Origin of the sequence: Streptomyces mutomycini, from assembly GCF_001700505.1 — a bacterium.
In the GTDB taxonomy this organism is placed as follows: domain Bacteria; phylum Actinomycetota; class Actinomycetes; order Streptomycetales; family Streptomycetaceae; genus Streptomyces; species Streptomyces mutomycini.
This window is the reverse complement of record NZ_MAPV01000172.1, coordinates 1-18,578: the sequence shown is the minus strand read 5'-3', so window position 1 is coordinate 18,578 and position 18,578 is coordinate 1. Positions and strand designations below refer to the sequence as shown.

Here is an 18,578-nt window from a genome sequence, read left to right as displayed (position 1 = left end):
CGGGCGTTGGACACGCGCTTTGGCCTACCTTGGCGTTGCGTTCGATCCCACACGGCCGAAACAGCACCGTTCGGCCCCTGACCGGCCCGTGCCCCGCACCCGTGACGGACCGCCCGGCCCCTGGAGAATCGGCCCACCCACGGGCCCGCCCGCGCAGCCCCTCTCCTCACTCCAGGAAGTCGCCAAAGTGTCGCTCACGATCGGAATCGTCGGTCTGCCGAATGTCGGCAAGTCGACCCTGTTCAACGCCCTGACCAAGAACGACGTGCTGGCGGCCAACTACCCGTTCGCCACCATCGAGCCGAACGTCGGCGTCGTGGGCGTCCCCGACCCCCGCCTGAACAAGCTCGCCGAGATCTTCAGCTCCCAGAAGCTGCTCCCCGCCACCGTCGACTTCGTCGACATCGCGGGCATCGTGCGCGGCGCGAGCGAGGGCGAGGGCCTGGGCAACAAGTTCCTCGCGAACATCCGCGAGTCCGATGCCATCTGCCAGGTCATCCGCGCCTTCAAGGACGAGAACGTCGTCCATGTCGACGGCAAGGTCTCGCCCAAGGACGACATCGAGACGATCAACACCGAGCTGATCCTGGCAGACCTCCAGTCCGTCGAGAAGGCCGTCCCGCGCCTGACGAAGGAGTCCCGCCTCCAGAAGGAGAAGGTCGCGGTTCTCGCGGCCGTCGAGGAGGCCCAGAAGATCCTCGAAGCGGGCGACACGCTCTTCTCGCGGGGCATCACGGCCGGCACCGAGAAGGGCCACCTCCTCCACGAGCTGCACCTGCTCACGACGAAGCCGTTCCTCTACGTGTTCAACGTCGACGAGGACGAACTGGTCGACGAGGACTTCAAGAACGAGCAGCGCGCCCTGGTCGCCCCGGCGGAGGCCATCTTCCTGAACGCCAAGATCGAGTCCGAGCTGATCGAGCTCGATGACGAGGAGGCCCTCGAACTCCTCCAGTCGATGGGCCAGGAAGAGCCCGGCCTCGCCACCCTGGGCCGCGTCGGCTTCGCCACCCTGGGCCTCCAGACCTACCTCACGGCAGGCCCGAAGGAAGCCCGCGCCTGGACGATCAAGAAGGGCGCCACGGCCCCGGAGGCGGCCGGTGTGATCCACACCGACTTCCAGAAGGGCTTCATCAAGGCGGAGATCGTCTCCTTCGAGGACCTCGTCGAGACGGGCTCGGTCGCCGAGGCCCGCGCCAAGGGCAAGGCGCGCATGGAGGGCAAGGAATACGTGATGCAGGACGGCGACGTGGTGGAGTTCCGCTTCAACGTCTGACGGGCAGTCAAGAGATGTGCCCGGTCCGCTTGTTGGTGGGCCGGGCGCAGGTGTACGTCCGCGTGGAGTCTTTGTGCCGCGAAGCGCTGAGGTGTTGGTGACGGGTCTGGTTGGTGCGACTGCGGTCGGCGTTCAGACTTTGACGACCTCTACGGCGGGGCCGCACAGGAGCGTCAGGTCCTCGGGATCGGAGGTCAGGACGGTGACCGGCTGGGGTGCGGTGCGGGCGATGACGGCGAAGGCGGCGTCGATGGCGTACTTGTGGCCGTGGAGGCGGTGGCTGCGCAGGAGGGCTGCGGCCTGATCGGTGATCTCCTTGGTGACGTCGTGAACGTCGACGCGGGAGAGGACCCACTTGATCCGGGCGGGGTGAATGCGCTCGTAGTCGGCCTCGAGGGTGGTCATGGCGCTTGTGGCCACGCGGATGCCTTCCTCCGATGCCGCTTGGATCAGGGCCATGACGGTGCGGTCCTTGCGGTAGAGCTTGGAGAGGCCTTCGCTGTCGAGCAGTAGGGTGCCGGGCATCAGGCTGCGGCCCCGCCGGCCTGCCGGTGGTCATGGCGCAGCAGCGCGCGGGCGGCTTCGACCTCCTCGCGGGTGAGCTCGTCATTGTTGGTCGCGAAGTCGGCGACGATCTCCCGGAGCTTGTCCATGGCGACCCGTTGTTCGAGGGCTTCGGCGACGTAGGAGGAGAAACCGCCAGGCCCGACGTGGGCGCGTGCGGCTTCGGCGAGGTCCTCGGGCAGGCTGATCGAGTACTTCTTGCTACTGCTCATGGTGCCCATGCTACCGGTGGTCGTAAGCCTCTGGGTGTACATGGTCGTGGGCGCGCGGAATGTGCGGACGGGTATCCGTCCGGTCCGCAGAGAGTCCGCAGGACACCCGTAAGCGCCCGTCGCAGGCCAACGTGAGCCAACGGAGAAATGGCTGGTCAGGGCCCTGGATGGGGCTCCTTAGCAGGTCAGGATCAGACCGCAGACATTCCGCTTCAACGTCTAATGTGCTCGACGAAAGGCCGCCTGACCTGCGACGGAGCGGGTTGGGCGGCCTTCGCGGTCTGCATGGAGTTCGCAGCGTGCTGACCTTGTCGACGGCGGCCCGGGTCTGCTCCTCGGAGTCGGGCCACAGGTGGGTGTAGATGTTCAGCGTCATGGCCGCATTGGTGTGGCCGAGGAGTCCTTCCTTTTCGCGTAGCGCTCGATGACGTGGCCGTATCCGATGTCCTGCGGGTGTTGGGACGGTGTGGTCACCTCTCGTGGGGCGGGCGGGCTTTGGCGGTGGGGCTGGTCAGGGGCGTAGGTCGGTGCGGTCGATCCAGGTGATGTGGGCGCGGTGTCGGTCGACGCCAACGACGTCTCGTATGAGTTACCTGCATACATTGGCTGCATCGGCGGCAAGCAGACCGGAATGTCCGGCCGACCAAGATTCCGGGTGCTGGGCCGGACTGGCGGTGATGGGCCTCCCCATCGCCGCCGCGATCCTTCACGTTGCCTGGGACAACCTCCGCACCTACCTACGGGATGACGTCGGTGTGGCTCGTTGTCGGCCCCCTGCTGCTGTCGACGCTCGCATACCTCCCGGCCAGCCGCTTTCGCCGTAGCCACAGCATCGGCCGCGACGTCCTGAGCCCGGCGCCCACTGCGCTCTGAAGAGCCCCAGCTCTGCTGGGGACCCATGACCGCGCGGCCCACCGCGTGCGCATGCACCCGCTTGGGCTGGAGGTAATTGATGGCCGTGACTCTGAGCGACAACCGACGACGGTTAGGTGCTAACATGAATGTTAGTAACATCGTTGTTGGTGTCATGTGCGGAGGTCGGCGGGCATGGTTGATTTCGTAGGCCGTCGGCAGGAACTGGCGACGCTGGAGCGAGAGCTCCAGAAGGTGGCGGCAGGGGTTGGTGGGGAGCGGCCCGGTCGGTGTGTGATGTTGCGTGGGCGGCGCCGGGTGGGCAAGTCGCGACTGGCCGAGCGGTTTGCGGAGCACTCCGGAGCCCCGTTCTTGTTCTATGCGGCGACCGGTGCGTCCCCCCGGGGTGATCTGGCACGGCTGGCCCGGGACGCCCAAGCGTCGACGCTGCCGTTGGCGGGGCTGGTGGCCGCCGCGCGGCCGGAGAGCTGGGACGCCGCGTTCGACGTGCTGGCCGCGGCGCTGCCCGCCGACCGGGCGAGCGTGCTGGTCATCGACGAAGTGCCGTACTTGATGGATGCCGATGGCGCCTTTGAGGGGATGCTGCAACGGGCCTGGGATCGGGTGCTCGAGACCAAGCCGGTGCTGCTGGTCCTCATCGGCTCCGATCTGTCGATGATGGAGGCACTGAACAGCTACGGACGCCCCTTCCACCAGCGCGGCCGGGAGATGGTGCTGGGTCCGCTGAACCCCTCCGAGGTGGGGCGGATGCTCGGGCTGGATCCGGCGGAAGCCTTCGACGCCGCGCTGGTCACCGGTGGGCTGCCGCTGATCTGCGCGCAGTGGCCGCGGGGCACAGGGCTGTGGGACTTCCTCGGTGAGGCGCTGAGCGACCCGGTCTCGGCCCTGCTGGTGTCGGCCGAGCGTTCGCTGGCTGCCGAATTTCCCCCGCAGGCTCAGGCGCGTACGGTGCTGGCGGCTATCGGCAGTGGTGAGCGGACCTTCACCAACATCGCTCGTGCAGCTGGCGGAATCGGGGCCACGCCGCTGCAGCGGGCGCTGGAACTGCTCACGGACAAGCGGATCGTCGCTGCGGAGCTGCCCGTATCGCAGCGTCCGTCGAAGGATCGCCGCTACCGGGTGACAGATCCCTACCTGCGGTTTTGGCTGCACCTGCTCGGCCCCTCCATGGAGGAGATCGAGCGGGGGCGGGGCGATCTGACCTTGGCGCGTATCCGGGAGAACTGGACCAGCTGGCGCGGCCGGGCCGTCGAGCCCCTTGTCCGCGAGGCCCTGGCGCGGATACTGCCCGACGATCGGCTTCCCGCGGCCCCCGCAGTGGGCGGCTACTGGACCCGTACCAACGACGTCGAGATCGATATCGTCGGGGCGGATCGCGCTCCCATTGCCAAGGAGCTTCTCTTCGTCGGCTCCATCAAGTGGCTGGAGCAGTCGCCCTTCGACCGGCACGACTTGGCCGCTCTCCATCGACACCGGGCCGCCCTCACCGACGAACCTGTTCCAGTCGTGGCGGTTTCGCGCAGTGGAGTCGACTGTCCGGGGCTCGATGCCGCCTACGGTCCCGGCGATTTGCTGACCGCCTGGCCGCCGTGAGTGGCGGATGGCAGGCGAGGCACGGGAGTTGGGGAGCGCGATCAGGCTGATCAGACGTTGCGGAGAAGTCCCTTGGATCTCGGCTCCTTGCTGACGCTGTTGTGCAGGGTTGGCGATCCTGAGCCCTCTCGTACTCTGTCGCGAAACCCGTGCTGGGATGACTTCGCATTTCCGCAGGTCAAACAGGTTGTGTTCGATGGTCGTTGCTTGCTGGTCGGGCCTTCACGCCTGTCGACATGGCTGCGGTGTACGAAGCCTGCCGGGACGAGGACATTCAGTTCTATACGCCGGTGCCGGTGCCGTACCGGCGTGCGGGCGCGGATGCACCCTCGGCGCCTTCCGTAGGGACAGTGGCGCCCCGGTCGGCTCGTACTGCCTGTTCGTCATCAGTCCGGGCGTCTACGAACTCGGTTACTGGGCGGTCAAGGAACAGCGCGGACGCGGGTACTCGGTGGAGGCCGCTCGGGCCCTGTGCGACTGGGGCTGGGCCACCCTCGACGTCGACCGCATCGAGCGGTGGGCCATGGTCGGGAACACCGGCTCGCGTGCCGTCGCCGAGAAGCTCGGCTACACCGTCGAAGGGACACTGCGCAATTGCGGCATCGCCAACGATGGCAAAGCCGCACGACTGGTGGGTGGGCGGGCTCCTGAGGCCATCCTGAGGCCCTGATGCTCGGGCCGGTGCTCCGCTGGCTGCGTTTGCTCTCCTGCAGGGAAGTTCCCAACTCGGACAGTTCCCGCAGAAGAGCCACAATCATTGATCATCTGTGACCAAGAAGTGGCCCGTACGGCAGAGGTAGTGGGTGCCGCCCGCGTTGCACCTGGCGACGGGCTCCGCCGGGAGGCCGATGGGAAGTGAGATCGGGTCGGTGCCGGCGAGGCCGCACTCGCCATCAGGGGGACAGGAAGGAAGCCAGTCGGTTTCGAGCTGCCGCGCAAAGGCGACCGTGGAAGCTCCCACGCGCCATTTGACTGCGGGCCCGCCCGGCCGGCCGTCACCCAGTGGCTGGTTCGGTAAACGGGCAGGCCTCTGGTGCGGCAGACTTGAGGCCGGAAATCTTCGGCGTACGCGGCCAACTCGGGGGAGTGCGAAGGTGAATCGCCGCCTGTCCATGGCGCTGGCCGCATACGGGGCCTGGAGTCAGGCGATCCTGCTGTTCCTGTTCGACCCGATGAAGCGGTGGGTCACCGGGTCTCTTGTGACCGGAGCGAGCATCGGGGACGTCCGGGTACTGGGGCTGTCGCTGGACGGCTTCGCGGTGCGCGGCCTCGATCACGCCGAGGGGTGGCTGCCGCAGCTGGTCTTCATCGTGTCGAGCGGCTTCCTGACGTACGGCGTGTTCCGGGGCGCGCCACGACTCAAGCCGCAGCTGCGGACGGTCCTCGCCCTGGCCACGGCTGTGCTGCTCGCCGCAGGCGTGGCGACGCTGGTCCGCCCGGCGCTGGAACCGGGAGCGGGCCCTGCCGTGCCCACGTACGACGAGTGGCTCGGCCGCGCCCAGCTGGGCGCGGAGCCGGCCGCGGCCGCGCAGTTCGCCCTCTGCACCGTCTGGCTGCCCGTCGTTCTCTGGTTCCTTGTGTGGCGCTGGCGGCACTGGCCGCCCGTGCGGGCGTTCTTCGGTCTGCCGGAAGGTGCCGGCGCGAGCGACGAGCTGCCCGTTCCCCTGCTCGCCGCCGCGCGGGAGAGGCGCGATCTCGTCTACGCCGCGCTGGTCCCGCTCGTACTGCTGGCCGTGGCGGGCGGTCCGTTCCTCCGGCACACGAACGTGCGGCCGTCGAGTGTGCCGACCTCCATCACCTTCGACCCGGACCGCCTGGCCCCGTACAGCCCGCCTGCCCTGGTCGACGAGTGGAGCGGCCTCCTCTACCCGGCCCTGCGCCTGCGCCCGCTCGACACGGAGCGGGCCGCAGGCTGGATCGCGACGCTCGCGGTCTGCGTGGTGCTCCTCGTGGCGACGGCGGTCGCGCTCCACTCCGTGGCCCGCCACGCGACGGTCATGCGGGGGCGCCTGTTCATGCAGGGCTGGTACGCGACGTTGCTGGCCGCCGTCGCCGCGGCCGTCATGGACGGCTGGTTGCTGCAGTGGTTCGCCCCGCGCCGGGCGGAACCCGTGTCCCCCCTGTGGGTGGCGGTCGGTGACGCCGTGCGGTTCGGGACCGCTTGGGGATGGGCGACGGGGCTCGCGTGCCTGGGAGCGGTTCTGTTGGTGAAACGCCGTGGAGCCCCTGCGGCGCCGGGCGCGGACGTGGCCGAGGAGCAGTTGAACGATGCCTAGGAACCGACGTGTTGCCCGCAGGACGGACGCGCTCACCCGGGCGAGCGTGCGCAGGGGCGTCGGGCCGCGCCCGGCCCGGCCCGAGGAGGCACCGGCGGAGGAGACGCCGGGCCGGATGCGGTACCTGAGGAGCCCGGCCACCTGGCTGGTGGGCATTCTCCTGGCGGTGGTGACCGTGACCTTCCAGGACGTGCTGGCCGCCTCGGTGAAGACGATCCTGCCGCTGGACCGGGTGCCGGACCGGCTCTCGCCGCAGGACGCCATCGACGTGGTCGAGGTCAGGGACGTCAAGGATTTCGGTTTCTACCTGGTCCGGGACGACGCGGACGGAAAGCTGCTCGAAGAGCTGCCCTCGGCCGACTGGTGGCAGAGCGGGAAGGCTGTCGACGTCGACGACGCGTACTGGATGATCACCTTGCAGGGCCGCGCGACGCAGCAGGTCCGGATCACCGACATGGTGCCCGAGCTGGAGGGTGGCTCATGCGAGGCGCCCCTCGGCGGAAGCCTCATCAATGCTCCGTCCCAGGGCGTCATGGACGTCATCCCGCTGGAGGTCGCGGTGGACTCGCCGCAGCCCCGCCTCAAGACGCAGGGGAAGGACGGCAAGGCGGCGGAGCCGTTCTTCACCGGGCCCGGGGCCAAGCACATCACGCTGAACCAGAACGAGACCGAGGCGTTCGTCGTCCATGCGACGTCCGAGAAGGGCTACTGCCGCTGGCGCTACCGCGTGCGCTACGAAGTCGGAGGCAGCACGGCAGAGATGAGGATCGGTGCTCCGGACGGCAAGCCCTTCGAGCTGACCGGAGCACTGCGCGACACGTCGGGCTACCGCAACGTCTACTTCCCTCCCCTCGCCTGCAGGTACCCGGGCTCCGACATGCCCGACACGTGGTACCGGCAGACGGGAGCGGAGTACGCCCGCGACCGGAAGGGCAGCGAGGAACCTCCCTGCCCGAAGAGCTGATCACGGCCCCGGGGACATCTGACGTGGAACGCCTACTCGCCTGCGGTGACGGTCAGTTCGCTCACTCCCGCCGGCTTCTCCGCGTCCGCCGAGTCGACCGTCACCCGGACCTGGCGTGCCACGTCACCCGGCCGGTACGGGTGCCAGGTACGGCCGTCCAGGGAGGTCTCCAGGGTGTGCGAGGCCGGTGCGACGTCCGTCCAGCGGGGCGTGAGCGAGGCGATCCGGGTCACGTGGCGCAGCGCCACCGTCAGCGTGCCCTTCGCACCGTCCGGTGACCACGAGGTCGAAGGGCTGCCGTCCACGGCCGCCTCGGCGTACAGGCCGGGGGCCTCGGAGGTAGCCGTCGCGGGGCGGCAGCGGGCCTCGTCGGTGGTCGGAGTGAGGTCGGGGCGGCGGGTGGGGAGCGTGAGGGTGCCGGAGAGACGGCGCGGGCCCGCCGGGGTGTGGACGGTGAAGGGCGCGCCGTCCGTCAGGCGGACCGTGGTCGTCCGGGGGCCGACGGCGACGTCGTACGTACGGCCCCGGTAGCGCAGCCCCGTCAGTTCCACGCCCTCGCGGAGCTGCGGCGGCAGGAGCGGGTCGAGGCGTACGCCGCCCTCGCGCAGCCTGAGGCCGGTCAGGCCGTGCGTGAAGACCTGGAGGAAGCCGCCCTTGCCGGTGAGGAAGTCCTCGGCGGGGAAGCCCGAGAGCGGGTCCGAGGCACCGGACTTCTCACCCCGCGCCTCGGAGAAGAGGCTGTACGGCCCCCGGACGAACGGGCGTACGGCGCGCTGGAGGTACGTGTACGTGGCGCAGCCCGGCTCCCCGATCGCGGCGGCGTCGATCGCGTGCACCGAGTCGGTCATCGCGGGACCGTCCGGATCGGTGCGGGCGGCGTAGTAGTCGAGCGTCGCGGCTGCCGCGCCCTCGGGCATGGGCCACTCCAGCGGGTAGACCAGCAGCACCGTGTCGGCCTGCTTGATGGTCGAGCCGTTGTAGCCGGCGTACTGGAGGAACAGCTTCCGCCCGGCGTCGTACGGGATGCGCAGCCCGTCGGCGACCTGGGCCCAGCCGGTGGGTGCCTCGTGGCCGAGGAGTCCCGCGGCGCGCGTGGCGTTGCGCAGGGCGGTGGCGGCGACCGCGTTGGTGAAGACGCCGTCCGTGACTCCGTTGCTGTACTCGTCGGGGCCCGCGACGTTCTTCACCGAGTAGCTGCCGTCGGCGTTCGCCGTGGCGCGCGACTGCCAGAAGTCGGCGATGCCCTTCAGCAGCGGCCAGCCCCGTTCCGCCAGCCAGGCGCGGTCGCCGGTGGCCAGGTAGTACTGCCAGACGGCGAGTGCGACATCGCCCTGGAGGTGGTTCTGGGTGAGGCAGTGCGGCGGGTCCCAGCTCTGGCACTCGGAGTCCAGACGCCCCTTGCTCGCGCTCGTCCAGGGGTAGAACAGCCCCGCGTGGCCCAGCTTCTCGGCGTTCGCGCGGGCGGCGTCCCGGGTGCGGTAGCGGTACTCGACGACGGAGCGGGCCAGCTCGGGGCGGGTGGCGAGCAGCCCCGGATACATCCAGGTCTCGGCGTCCCAGAACACCATGCCCGCGTAGTTGTCGCTGGTCAGCCCGGCCGGGGCGATGCTGTCCGAAGAACCGGGCCGGGTGTTGGCGAGCAGCCCGTACTGCGCCGCCCGCAGCCAGGCCTGCAGGTCCGGGCTGCCCGGTGTCCTGACGTCGGAGGCCCAGGCCCGGCGCCAGGCCGCCGCGTTGTCCGCGAGGACCCCGGACCAGCCGCGCCGGGCGGCGCGCTCCGCTGCCGCCCCCGCGGAGGCGAGCGGGGCGCGGGAGGTGAGCGAGGTGTCGACGCCCACGTACTTCTCGAAGGTGTACGAACGTCCTGCCTCGACCCGGGCGGTGCGCGCGCCGTCGGTGCCCCGCTGGGCGATCGCGCCCTTCGTGTCCGTGCCGAGCGCGCGGAAGGTGCCGTCGCCGGCCACCGTGACCCGGCGCGCCCCGCGCTCGTCCAGCCGGCCCGTCACCGTCGCGGTCCCGCTCCAGCGCGGCGTCATCCGCAGGCGTACGGCACCGGTGTGCACGTCCGCGCGGTCGGCCAGCACCTCGTAGGTCAGGTCGGTCGCGCGGCCGTCGGCCGTGGTCCACCGCAGGGAGGTGACGACGACCCCGCAGCGCAGGTGGAGGGTCTGGCGGTAGCGCGAGACACGGCCGGCGGGCGTGGCGGAGCCGTACGTCTCGGAGCCGACGCGTACGTCGAGCGTGGTCCAGGACGGGAGCGCGGCGATCACCTCACGGCCCTCGGCGAGGTCCTTGTCCCGGGAGTAGAGCCCGGAGACGAAGGCACCGTCGTACCGTGGGGTGTAAAGGGGCCAGCCCGTCTTCTCGCCCGTGGCGGCGTATCCCGCGCCGGTGGCGGGCACCCGGTGGCCCAGGTAGCCGTTGCCGACATAGGGGTCGTATCCCTGGGCCTCGCCGAAGGTGGTGGACGTCGGTGCCCACGAGGCGTCGGAGTCGGGGCCCGTCCTGCCGCACACGGAGTCCGGGGCGGGGCCGGCGGCGTAGGAGGGCGGCGGCATGGGGACGACCAGCGCGCCCGCGATCAGCGGCGCGACGAGAGACATGCGCGTGAGGCTCACCGTACGAAGGTAGGGAACACGGCCGCGCCGGTGCGGTACCGGCGCGCGGGACGAGCGGACCGGTCCACGACCGGAGGCAGGAGTGCGTCATGTCGTATCCGGAACCCGTCTACACGGACGGTGCGGGGGAGATCAGCGCACAGTACCGTCCGGCCGGCACCGACCCGAACCTGCTGCCACGCAGCGGCGGCAGCACCCACTACCTGGCCACGAGCGACTCGACGCACGGCGAGTTCGGGCTCTACCGGATCAACATGGGCCCCAGGGCGGGCGGCCCGGCCGAGCACTTCCACCGGTCGATCTCGGAGTCCTTCTTCATCCTCGACGGGACGGTGCGGATCTACGACGGCGAGCGCTGGGCCGACACCACGGCGGGCGACTTCCTGTACGTGCCCCAGGGCGGCCTGCACGCCTTCCGCAACGACTCCGACGAACCCGCCTCGATGCTGCTGCTCTTCACGCCGGGGGCACCGCGCGAGGAGTACTTCGAGAAGGTGGGGCAGGTCTCCGACTGGCCGGAGAAGCAGCGGGCGGAGTTCTTCATCAAGCACGACACGTACTGGACGGGCTGACACCCACTACGGCGCGAGGCCCGTCTTGAGGCCGGCTCCGCAGAGCGGGACGACCACGCTCCGGTCCGTCACACCGCCCACGGCCGCCCAGCAGGCGACGCCGGTCGTCTCGACGAAGAAGCCCCGCGCGGCCAGGTCCTCCTGCGCCGCCCGGATCTGGTCCTCCGTCACCGTGAGGAAGGTGCCGCCCGACTCCCGGACGGCGGCGAGGATCTGCCGGGCGCGCGGTGGCCGCGGGATGGCGATCCCCTCGGCGAGGGTGGGGCGTGCCCGGTCCGGGACGCCGGACAGCTCCTCGGCCCCCGCCCGGAACGCCGCGGCCAGCGGGGACACGGCCTCGGCCTGGACGGCGATCAGGGCCGGGCGGCGGTCGATCAGGCCGTGGGCGAGCAGCTCCGCGGTGGCGAGGGCCGCGCCCAGGAGCAGGGTGCCGTTGCCGACGGGTACGGCGATGGCGTCCGGCAGGGTGCCGCCGAGCTCCTCCCAGATCTCGTAGACGTACGTCTTCGTGCCGTGCAGGAAGTACGGGTTGAAGACGTGCGAGGCGTAGAAGGTGCCGGGCGCACCGGCGGCTGCCCGGGCGGCGGCCGCTGTGGCCTCGCGGTCACCGGGCACGGTGACCAGGCGGGCGCCGTGGGCGCGGATCTGCCCGGTCTTCTTGGGGGAGGTCCCCTCGGGGACGTAGACCGTGCACGGCAGCCCGGCCCGGGCGCAGTACGCGGCGACGGCCGTCCCCGCGTTGCCGCTGCTGTCCGCGACGACCCGGTCCGGGGAGAGCCTGCGGGCCAGTTCGGCAAGCATCACCGCTCCGCGGTCCTTGAAGGAGAGCGTGGGCATCAGGAAGTCGAGCTTGGCCGAGACCTGGCCGGTGAGGGGGACGAGAGGGGTCCGTCCCTCACCGAGGGAGACGGCAGGGCCGGAGAGGGGGAGTGCCTCCTCGTAACGCCACAGTGAATTGACCCGTCCGCCCAGGGAGTCGAGGCGGACCGGCGGCAGGGCGCCGGTGTCGAGGTCCCATGGGCCTCCGCAGGCCGGACAGCACCAGGTCAGCGTGGTGGAGCCGGCCCGGGAACCGTCCTGCGGGCAGATGTACGTCGCTGTGGGCATGCGGGTGTCGGCCATGGGACGAACCTATTTCCCCGCCGTGCCCGCGATCCAGCCCGGCGGGTGACCGCGCAGCCCGCGCGGTCACCCGCCGGCGTTCCAGCGGCGGCGCGGCCCCCGGTCGACCGCTCTCCGGCGCACGCCTGGGACGGGTATGCGCTGGCGGGCGAGTAATCATCACTTCGAGTGAAACTCTGGCCCGTGCTTGCGGTACTCAACCCACGGTTGCCAGGCTGTTGCTGTCTGTCAACCTGTTGGGAGTGGCCTGTGCCTTTCGGTGAGCAGCCCGCCTATCTGCGCGTGGCGAGCGATCTCAGGGAGAAGATCGTCAACGGCGCGCTGCCGCCCCATACGCGTCTGCCGTCGCAGGCCCGCATCCGCGAGGAGTACGGCGTCTCGGACACCGTGGCGCTGGAGGCGCGCAAGGTGCTGATGGCCGAGGGACTCGTCGAAGGGCGGTCGGGCTCGGGTACCTATGTGCGGGCACGTCCGGTCCCGCGCCCGATCGCCCGCTCCGGTTACCGGCCGGGGGCGGGAGCCAGCCCGTTCCGTCAGGAGCAGACGGCGGAAGGGACGCGCGGGACCTGGGAGTCCCGCAGCGAGCAGGAGGCGGCGAGCGCCGAGATCGCCGAGCGGCTCGGTATCGAGCCGGGAGACCGGGTGATGCGCACGAGGTACGTCTTCCGGGAGGCGGGCGAGCCGATGATGCTGTCCACGTCCTGGGAGCCCCTGGCCGTCACGGGGCGCACGCCGGTGATGCTGCCGGAGGAGGGTCCGCTGGGAGGCTGCGGCGTCGTCGACCGCATGGCGGCGATCGACGTCGTCGTGGACAACGTGGCGGAGGAGGTCGGCGCGCGCCCGGGGCTGGCGGAGGAGCTCCTGGCGCTGGGCGGTGTGCCGGGCCATGTGGTGATGGTGATCGGGCGCACGTACTACGCGTCGGGGCTGGCTGTGGAGACCGCCGATGTGGTCGTTCCCGCCGACCGCTACCGGATCTCCTACCATCTGCCGGTCAAGTGACCGCCGGTGCGCCGGGTACGACGACCGCGGTGGCCCACTGGGGGCGACGGCCCGCCTCCCGTGACGCGGAGTCGACCCGCCCGCGCCGCGCATGACCGGGCGGGGAATCGTGGGCGTCGCCGGGGTCGCGACCGGTGCCACCGACCTGGTCACCGAAAGCGGACCGGACTGGGCGCGCGGCGCGTCGAGTTCGAGCGCGACCACCTCTACGGCGCCGATCCGGCCGACTTCGGGGCGATCGCGTGGAACGTCTCGATCCTCGCCCTCTGCTGCCTGTTCGGCAGGTACGCACGGGCCCTCCCCACCTCTTCCCGCCGCCGTCGCGTCCGGACTCCCCCTGGTGATCCGCTCGTTGACCGCCTGGCCGGCCAGGGGACGTGACACTCGGCCCGGCCCGCCGGCACCGCCGCCGCACCCACCTGCGCGGTAGGCGGGACCGCGTGGTGTGGACACCGGCCGGCTCAGGAGAAGGGCGCATTAGGGGGGTGCGCCCCCATTGGTGTGGCCGGATGCGTGTCTCTTTGTGTAAACACGCATCCGCTGAGTGAAGGTCGGGCGTACGCTCGGGCATATGCGTACTGCGGTTTCCTGGGGATCCTTAGAGACGTGCACGCCGGTGGGGAGAGGGGCGAGATGCTGGGGAGGGACGCCATGACGGACAGCGGCGCCGTGCTCCCCTGGCTGGTCATCAGGCAGGACGACAACGGCAACAGGTACCGCGTCGGGCGCTACGCGACCCAGGACGAGGCACAGAAGATCGCTGACGGCCTGGGCCGTCATGGACACGAGCAGCTGTACTGGGTGGAGCGGATGAGCCGGAGCGCGCGCCCGTAGGTGAGGGCCCGGACAGCCGTTACGCTCCGGCGCATGAGTGATTCCGTGGTGGTGGCCGGGGCCGTCTGCGACGGCGGGCGGCTCCTGGCCGCCCGCCGCAGCGCCCCGCCGGAGCTGGCCGGGCGATGGGAGCTGCCGGGTGGCAAGCAGGAGCCGGGGGAGAGCGGCGAGCAGGCGCTCGTGCGGGAGCTCCGGGAGGAGCTCGGCGTGGAGGCGGAGCCGCTGGAGCGCATCCCGGGGGAGTGGCCGCTGAAGCCGGGTTATGTGCTCCGGGTGTGGACCGTCCGGCTGGTGTCGGGTGAGCCCAGCCCGCTGGAGGACCACGACGAGCTGCGCTGGCTGGCCGCCGGAGAGGCTGACACCGTCGACTGGCTGGACCAGGACCGCCCCGCTGTGGCGGAAGCCGTGCGCCGCCTGCTGGACGCCTCGCGGGCCTGAGTGTCCCGGGCCGCGACGAACCCGCGGTGAAGTGCGGGTCCTGGCGTGCCTCTGTGTCGGGCAGGTGTGTACGCGTGCGCACAATAGGTCACTATCTGCGATAGTTTGTTTCGCATGTCGGGTATGTGCTGATTAGACCCTTGCGTAGGGTGCGCCCCCGCTGTCGGCCCTGGGAAGTGATCGGCGTGACCGATACCGAAGGCGATTGTGCCGAGTGGAGCTTTCCGGCGGTGCCGGGCTCCGTGCGCAGCGCAAGGCACGCGGTCCGTGACGCATTGCACCAGTGGGGTCTCGACAGAGGGGTGGGCGATGTCGCCGTACTGCTCGTCAGTGAACTGGTGACCAATTCCCTGCGTCACGCGTCGGGCCCCATCGGTGTCCGGCTGAGGTGGCCTCATCCCGATGGTGAGGGGCCCGGTACGGGGGCCGAGGGGCGGAGCCTGCTGGTGGAAGTCTCCGATCCGGTTCCGGATCCGCCCACCGAACGCGCTGCCGGTCCCGAGGACGAGGGCGGTCGTGGACTGCAGCTCGTGGCCTGTTCAGCGCGCCGCTGGGGGACCCGGCGCGGAAAGAGTGGCAAGACCGTGTGGTTCGAGCTCGCTCTGCCTGGTTAGGAGTGGGAGGGGACGCACAGCGATCACCGGAGGTCGGGCAGAACCTGGCTGAAAGGGACTGAGACCGTGCTGTGATCGTGAACGCCGTGCCGGTGAGGCCCGTAGTGCTGAATACTGCGGGCAGGACCGGTCCGGTGTGTGAGCTGGAGGGGACGGTCGCGTGAGCGAGATACCTGGGACGGCGGGCGACGTCATGTGGCAGAGCAGCCCGCCTGGCTCGATATATGACTACATCAGGGTCGCCTCCTTCTCGATCGGGGCCGACGGCCTGATCGAGCAGTGGAGCCGGCGGGCCGCCGGTCTGTTCGGCATGGCCTCCGACGAGGTGGTGGGCAGGGACCCGGTTGAGGCGTTCATGCCCGCCGAGCTGCGCCCGGACGCCCACAGGCGGGTCGGCGAGATCCTGGACGGCAAGGAGTGGACGGGCCTCGTCCCGTTCCGGATACCTGGCGAGAACACGGTCCGCGGGCTCGCCGAGATCTACGTCATGCCGAGCGAGACGGAGACCGGTGAGCGCGCGGCGCTCTGCATAGTCGTCGACGTCAGAGCGTTGCGGCGGATCGAGACGGATCTCGCGGCCTCGCAGGCGATTTTCGGTCAATCTCCCTTCGGTTTCGTCCTCTTCGGCACCGACTTCACCGTCGTGCGCGCCAACAAGCGGTTCGCCACCGTCTTCGGGGGCGCGGCCGACGACCACCGGGGCCGCACGGTGGACGACTACCTGTCCCGCTCGGAGGCCGAACGCCTCTCCGCCACGCTCAAGCGCGTCCTGGAGACCGGTGATGCCGTCACCGATCTCCCGCTCGTCGGTACCCCGCCCGGCTCGATCGGCCGGCGTCACTGGTCCATGAACCTCTACCGGGTGCACAGCGGTTCCGGGCGCCCCGTCGGCATCGCCGGACTCGCCACCGACGTCACGCAACGGCACATCGCCGCCCGGGAGGCGGCCAGCGCCCGCCGTAACCTCGCCCTGCTCAACGAGGCCAGCGCGCGCATCGGCAACTCACTCGACCTGGAGACCACCGCCCGCGAACTGCTCGACGTCGCCGTGCCCGGCTTCTGCGACCTCGCCTCCGTCGACCTCTACCAGGGGCTGCTCACCGGCGAGGAGGCCTCGCCCGCCAGCTGGGGCAGGCACCACCAGGAGTCCGGCACCGGGTCGGCCGAGCTGCGCCGCGTCGCCCATGCAAGCGCCGTGTCCGACGGGCTCCCGGGAGTCCTCCCCGGCATCGGCGGTAGCACGGAGACCGACGGGAACACGGGCCCGCCCGCGCTCGGCTCGGTCCACCGCTACGCGTTCCACTCGCCCTGCGCCGTCGCTCTGCGCACCGGCCGCGTCGAGGACGTGCCGGGCGACGAACGCGGATTCGTCCAGTCCACCCTCGCCGTGCCGATGGTCGCGCACGACGTCGTCGTGGGCCTCGTCAAGTTCTCCCGTACCAAGGGCAGCGAGCCCTTCGGCGAGCGGGACCGCGCCCTGGCCACCGAGCTCGCCGCCCGCGCCGCCGTCTGCATCGACAACGCCCGTCTCTACCGCCGGGAGCACGAGCGGGCGCTCATCCTCCAGCGCAGTCTGCTGCCGCCGGGCGACCCCGAGGCGGCGGGCCTGGACATCGCCTGCCGCTACCTTCCGGGCAACACGGCCACCGAGGTCGGCGGCGACTGGTTCGACGTGATCGAACTCCCCGGCCACCGCACGGCCCTGGTCGTCGGCGACGTGATGGGCCGCGGACTGCGGGCGGCCGTAGCCATGGGCGAACTGCGCACCGCCGTACGCACGCTCGCACTGCTGGACCTGGAACCCGCCGAGGTGCTCTCCGCCCTGGACGAGGTCGCCCGTGGCCTCGGCACCCCGGGCGGCGGCGAGCGGAGCGAGGGCTTCGGCGGGGGCGGCGGCGCCCAGTGGCCCTCGCGGGCCGCCCACAAGTCGCGCGACGCCGACCTCTCCGAGGTCTATCTGGCGACCTGTGTGTACGCGGTGTACGACCCTGTCACCCGGCGGTGCACCTTCGCCAACGCCGGCCATCTGCCCCCTGTGGTGGCCGAACCGGGCGAGCCCGCCCTGCTGCTCGACGTACCGCCGGGCATGCCGCTCGGCGTCGGCGGCGAACCCTTCGAGGAGGTCGAGGTGGAACTCAAGGAGGGTGCCCTCCTCGCCCTCTACACCGACGGGCTGGTGGAGTCCCGCGACCATCCGCTGGACGAGGGCCTCGACGCCTTCCGGGAGGCCCTCACCGAACCGTCGCAGCCCCTCGAAGCCGTCTGCGACCACGTGCTGACGACCCTCGACACCCGGCACGGCGAGGACGACATCGCCCTGCTGATGGCCCGTATCCAGGGTCTCGCCCCGGACGCCGTGGGCGACTGGCGGCTGCCGCGCGAGCTCCGGTCCGTCGGCCGCGCACGTGAGCTGGCCCGCGCACAGCTCACCGCCTGGGGCCTGGACGACCTGGTGGACACCACCGAACTGCTCGTCAGCGAACTCGTCACCAACGCCCTGCGTTACGGCGAGGGCGAGATCCGGCTCAGGCTGCTCCGCGACCGCACGCTCGTCTGCGAGGTCTGGGACGCGGGGCTCGTCCAGCCGAGGCGCCGACGGGCACGCGACACCGACGAGGGCGGGCGCGGACTGCAACTGGTCGGGCTGCTCAGCGCCGCCTGGGGCTCGCGGCGTACCCCGCGCGGCAAGACGGTGTGGTTCGAGCTGGCGCTGCCCGACGGTGCGCCGGCCGCCGAGCTCTCCGTGGAGCAGCTTCTGAGCATGTACTGACAGGGCCCGCGCAGGCGGTGCCGCCGGTCAGGAGGCGGACTTCAGGGCGGCGAGCCGGGCCTCGATCTCCGCACTGTCCCCGAGGCTGTCCAGCTGTTCGAACTGGGCGTCCAGGGACGACGCGGCGAGTTCCTGCTTGCCCACCGCCTTCGCCTCCTCGCGCCGCACCTTGTCCTCGAAGCGGCCGAGCTCGCTCGTCGGGTCCATGACGTCGATGCTCTTGACGGCGTCCATCATCCGGTTCTGCGCCTGTGCGGACGCGGCGCGGGCGACCAGCTCGTCGCGCTTGGACTTCAGCTCGGTCAGCTTGTTCTTCATCTGGTCGAGGCCCGATTTCAGCTTGTCGACCACCACCGTCTGCGAGGCGATCGTCGGCTCGGCCGTCTTGGCCTCCTGCTCCGACTGCAGCTGACGTCCGAGTGCCACCTTGGCGAGGTTGTCGAACTTGTCGGCGTCCGCACCCGACGCGCCGGCCCGCAGTTCGTCGGCCTTCCTGCTGGCGGCGAGCGCCTTCTGGCCCCACTCCCTGGCCGCGTCGACATCCTCCCGGTGGTCCTCCTCCAGCAGCCGGAGGTTGCCGATGGTGGCGGCCACCGCCTGTTCGGCCTCCGCGATGTTGTCGGTGTAGTCGCGGATCAGCTGGTCCAGCATCCTCTGCGGGTCCTCGGCCTGGTCGATCAGGGCGTTGATGTTGGCCCTGGCCAGCTGGGTGACGCGGCCGACGATGCTCTGCTTGGTCATGGCACCTCTCCTTGTGCGAAGTCCTGCCGTACGTGGTCCCGTGTGGCGTGCTGCCGTCAGAAGCGGCCCCCGCCACCCCGCCGGCCACGGGTCCCACCGCCGCCGAAAC

Annotated in this window: 16 protein-coding genes; 11 read left to right on the top strand and 5 right to left on the bottom strand. The window is 70.7% G+C overall.

What is annotated here, in order from left to right; translation table 11 throughout:
* Positions 1–187: 187 nt before the first annotated feature.
* Entirely contained in the window at positions 188–1,276 is a 1,089-nt protein-coding gene (ychF, locus tag BFF76_RS23700) for a redox-regulated ATPase YchF (protein ID WP_031091707.1), read from the top strand.
* A gap of 132 nt (positions 1,277–1,408) precedes the next feature.
* Here the strand turns inward: ychF and BFF76_RS23695 are convergent, their stop codons facing one another.
* The gene (locus tag BFF76_RS23695; protein ID WP_053930387.1) at positions 1,409–1,801 is read right to left on the bottom strand and encodes a hypothetical protein; all 393 of its coding nucleotides are present in this window, start codon (positions 1,799–1,801) and stop codon (positions 1,409–1,411) included.
* Positions 1,801–2,052, bottom strand: a complete 252-nt coding sequence (locus tag BFF76_RS23690; RefSeq protein WP_065849017.1) for a hypothetical protein — start codon at positions 2,050–2,052, stop codon at positions 1,801–1,803. The genes BFF76_RS23695 and BFF76_RS23690 overlap by 1 nt, the downstream gene beginning before the upstream one ends.
* A gap of 1,047 nt (positions 2,053–3,099) precedes the next feature.
* Here BFF76_RS23690 and BFF76_RS23685 point away from each other — a divergent pair.
* The 4 genes from BFF76_RS23685 (at position 3,100) to BFF76_RS23670 (ending at position 7,758) form a co-directional block, all read left to right on the top strand.
* Positions 3,100–4,518, top strand: coding sequence for an ATP-binding protein (locus BFF76_RS23685; protein WP_053930388.1), 1,419 nt, complete (start codon positions 3,100–3,102; stop codon positions 4,516–4,518).
* Between the two features lie 157 nt (positions 4,519–4,675).
* Positions 4,676–5,188 (top strand): GNAT family N-acetyltransferase, encoded by a 513-nt coding sequence (locus tag BFF76_RS23680; protein ID WP_338058046.1) that lies wholly within the window; start codon positions 4,676–4,678, stop codon positions 5,186–5,188.
* Between the two features lie 424 nt (positions 5,189–5,612).
* The gene (locus tag BFF76_RS23675; RefSeq protein ID WP_065849016.1) at positions 5,613–6,794 is read left to right on the top strand and encodes a hypothetical protein; all 1,182 of its coding nucleotides are present in this window, start codon (positions 5,613–5,615) and stop codon (positions 6,792–6,794) included.
* On the top strand, positions 6,787–7,758 hold the full coding sequence (locus BFF76_RS23670; protein ID WP_065849015.1) for a hypothetical protein: 972 nt from the start codon (positions 6,787–6,789) through the stop codon (positions 7,756–7,758). The genes BFF76_RS23675 and BFF76_RS23670 overlap by 8 nt, the downstream gene beginning before the upstream one ends.
* A 32-nt stretch (positions 7,759–7,790) precedes the next feature.
* Here the strand turns inward: BFF76_RS23670 and BFF76_RS23665 are convergent, their stop codons facing one another.
* Positions 7,791–10,376 (bottom strand): glycosyl hydrolase family 65 domain-containing protein, encoded by a 2,586-nt coding sequence (locus tag BFF76_RS23665; RefSeq protein ID WP_065849014.1) that lies wholly within the window; start codon positions 10,374–10,376, stop codon positions 7,791–7,793.
* 89 nt (positions 10,377–10,465) lie between these two features.
* On the opposite strand from BFF76_RS23665, the gene BFF76_RS23660 reads away from it, so the two are divergent.
* Positions 10,466–10,948: a cupin domain-containing protein gene (locus tag BFF76_RS23660; RefSeq protein ID WP_031091699.1), complete on the top strand. Its 483-nt coding sequence runs from the start codon at positions 10,466–10,468 to the stop codon at positions 10,946–10,948.
* A gap of 6 nt (positions 10,949–10,954) precedes the next feature.
* On the opposite strand, the gene BFF76_RS23655 is transcribed toward BFF76_RS23660, so the two are convergent.
* Positions 10,955–12,070, bottom strand: coding sequence for a threonine synthase (locus BFF76_RS23655; RefSeq protein WP_031091698.1), 1,116 nt, complete (start codon positions 12,068–12,070; stop codon positions 10,955–10,957).
* Positions 12,071–12,319: 249 nt separating this feature from the next.
* Here BFF76_RS23655 and BFF76_RS23650 point away from each other — a divergent pair, with 249 nt between their 5' ends.
* The 5 genes from BFF76_RS23650 to BFF76_RS23635 all read left to right on the top strand — a co-directional run bounded on the left by BFF76_RS23650 (position 12,320) and on the right by BFF76_RS23635 (position 17,728).
* Complete coding sequence (locus BFF76_RS23650) at positions 12,320–13,072, top strand: GntR family transcriptional regulator (protein WP_031091697.1); 753 nt, start codon at positions 12,320–12,322, stop codon at positions 13,070–13,072.
* A gap of 651 nt (positions 13,073–13,723) precedes the next feature.
* Positions 13,724–13,906: a hypothetical protein gene (locus BFF76_RS23645; protein WP_042836258.1), complete on the top strand. Its 183-nt coding sequence runs from the start codon at positions 13,724–13,726 to the stop codon at positions 13,904–13,906.
* Positions 13,907–13,939: 33 nt separating this feature from the next.
* Positions 13,940–14,344, top strand: coding sequence for a (deoxy)nucleoside triphosphate pyrophosphohydrolase (locus BFF76_RS23640; RefSeq protein ID WP_065849013.1), 405 nt, complete (start codon positions 13,940–13,942; stop codon positions 14,342–14,344).
* Between the two features lie 176 nt (positions 14,345–14,520).
* A complete protein-coding gene (locus BFF76_RS31610) occupies positions 14,521–14,958 on the top strand; it encodes an ATP-binding protein (protein WP_031091694.1) in 438 nt (145 codons plus the stop codon).
* A 193-nt stretch (positions 14,959–15,151) separates the two neighbouring features.
* The gene (locus BFF76_RS23635; protein ID WP_031091693.1) at positions 15,152–17,728 is read left to right on the top strand and encodes a SpoIIE family protein phosphatase; all 2,577 of its coding nucleotides are present in this window, start codon (positions 15,152–15,154) and stop codon (positions 17,726–17,728) included.
* A gap of 27 nt (positions 17,729–17,755) precedes the next feature.
* Here the strand turns inward: BFF76_RS23635 and BFF76_RS23630 are convergent, their stop codons facing one another.
* Positions 17,756–18,469 (bottom strand): PspA/IM30 family protein, encoded by a 714-nt coding sequence (locus BFF76_RS23630; protein WP_031091692.1) that lies wholly within the window; start codon positions 18,467–18,469, stop codon positions 17,756–17,758.
* Positions 18,470–18,578: the final 109 nt, after the last annotated feature.

Bases quoted from the DNA above. Each gene is read 5' to 3' on its own strand.
- BFF76_RS23695 (WP_053930387.1), bottom strand. From the start codon at position 1,801: ATGCCCGGCACCCTACTGCTCGACAGCGAAGGCCTCTCCAAGCTCTAC.
- BFF76_RS23690 (WP_065849017.1), bottom strand. From the start codon at position 2,052: ATGAGCAGTAGCAAGAAGTACTCGATCAGCCTGCCCGAGGACCTCGCC.
- BFF76_RS23685 (WP_053930388.1), top strand. From the start codon at position 3,100: ATGGTTGATTTCGTAGGCCGTCGGCAGGAACTGGCGACGCTGGAGCGA.
- BFF76_RS23680 (WP_338058046.1), top strand. From the start codon at position 4,676: ATGACTTCGCATTTCCGCAGGTCAAACAGGTTGTGTTCGATGGTCGTT.
- BFF76_RS23670 (WP_065849015.1), top strand. From the start codon at position 6,787: ATGCCTAGGAACCGACGTGTTGCCCGCAGGACGGACGCGCTCACCCGG.
- BFF76_RS23660 (WP_031091699.1), top strand. From the start codon at position 10,466: ATGTCGTATCCGGAACCCGTCTACACGGACGGTGCGGGGGAGATCAGC.
- BFF76_RS23655 (WP_031091698.1), bottom strand. From the start codon at position 12,070: ATGGCCGACACCCGCATGCCCACAGCGACGTACATCTGCCCGCAGGAC.
- BFF76_RS23645 (WP_042836258.1), top strand. From the start codon at position 13,724: ATGACGGACAGCGGCGCCGTGCTCCCCTGGCTGGTCATCAGGCAGGAC.
- BFF76_RS23640 (WP_065849013.1), top strand. From the start codon at position 13,940: ATGAGTGATTCCGTGGTGGTGGCCGGGGCCGTCTGCGACGGCGGGCGG.
- BFF76_RS23635 (WP_031091693.1), top strand. From the start codon at position 15,152: ATGTGGCAGAGCAGCCCGCCTGGCTCGATATATGACTACATCAGGGTC.
- BFF76_RS23630 (WP_031091692.1), bottom strand. From the start codon at position 18,469: ATGACCAAGCAGAGCATCGTCGGCCGCGTCACCCAGCTGGCCAGGGCC.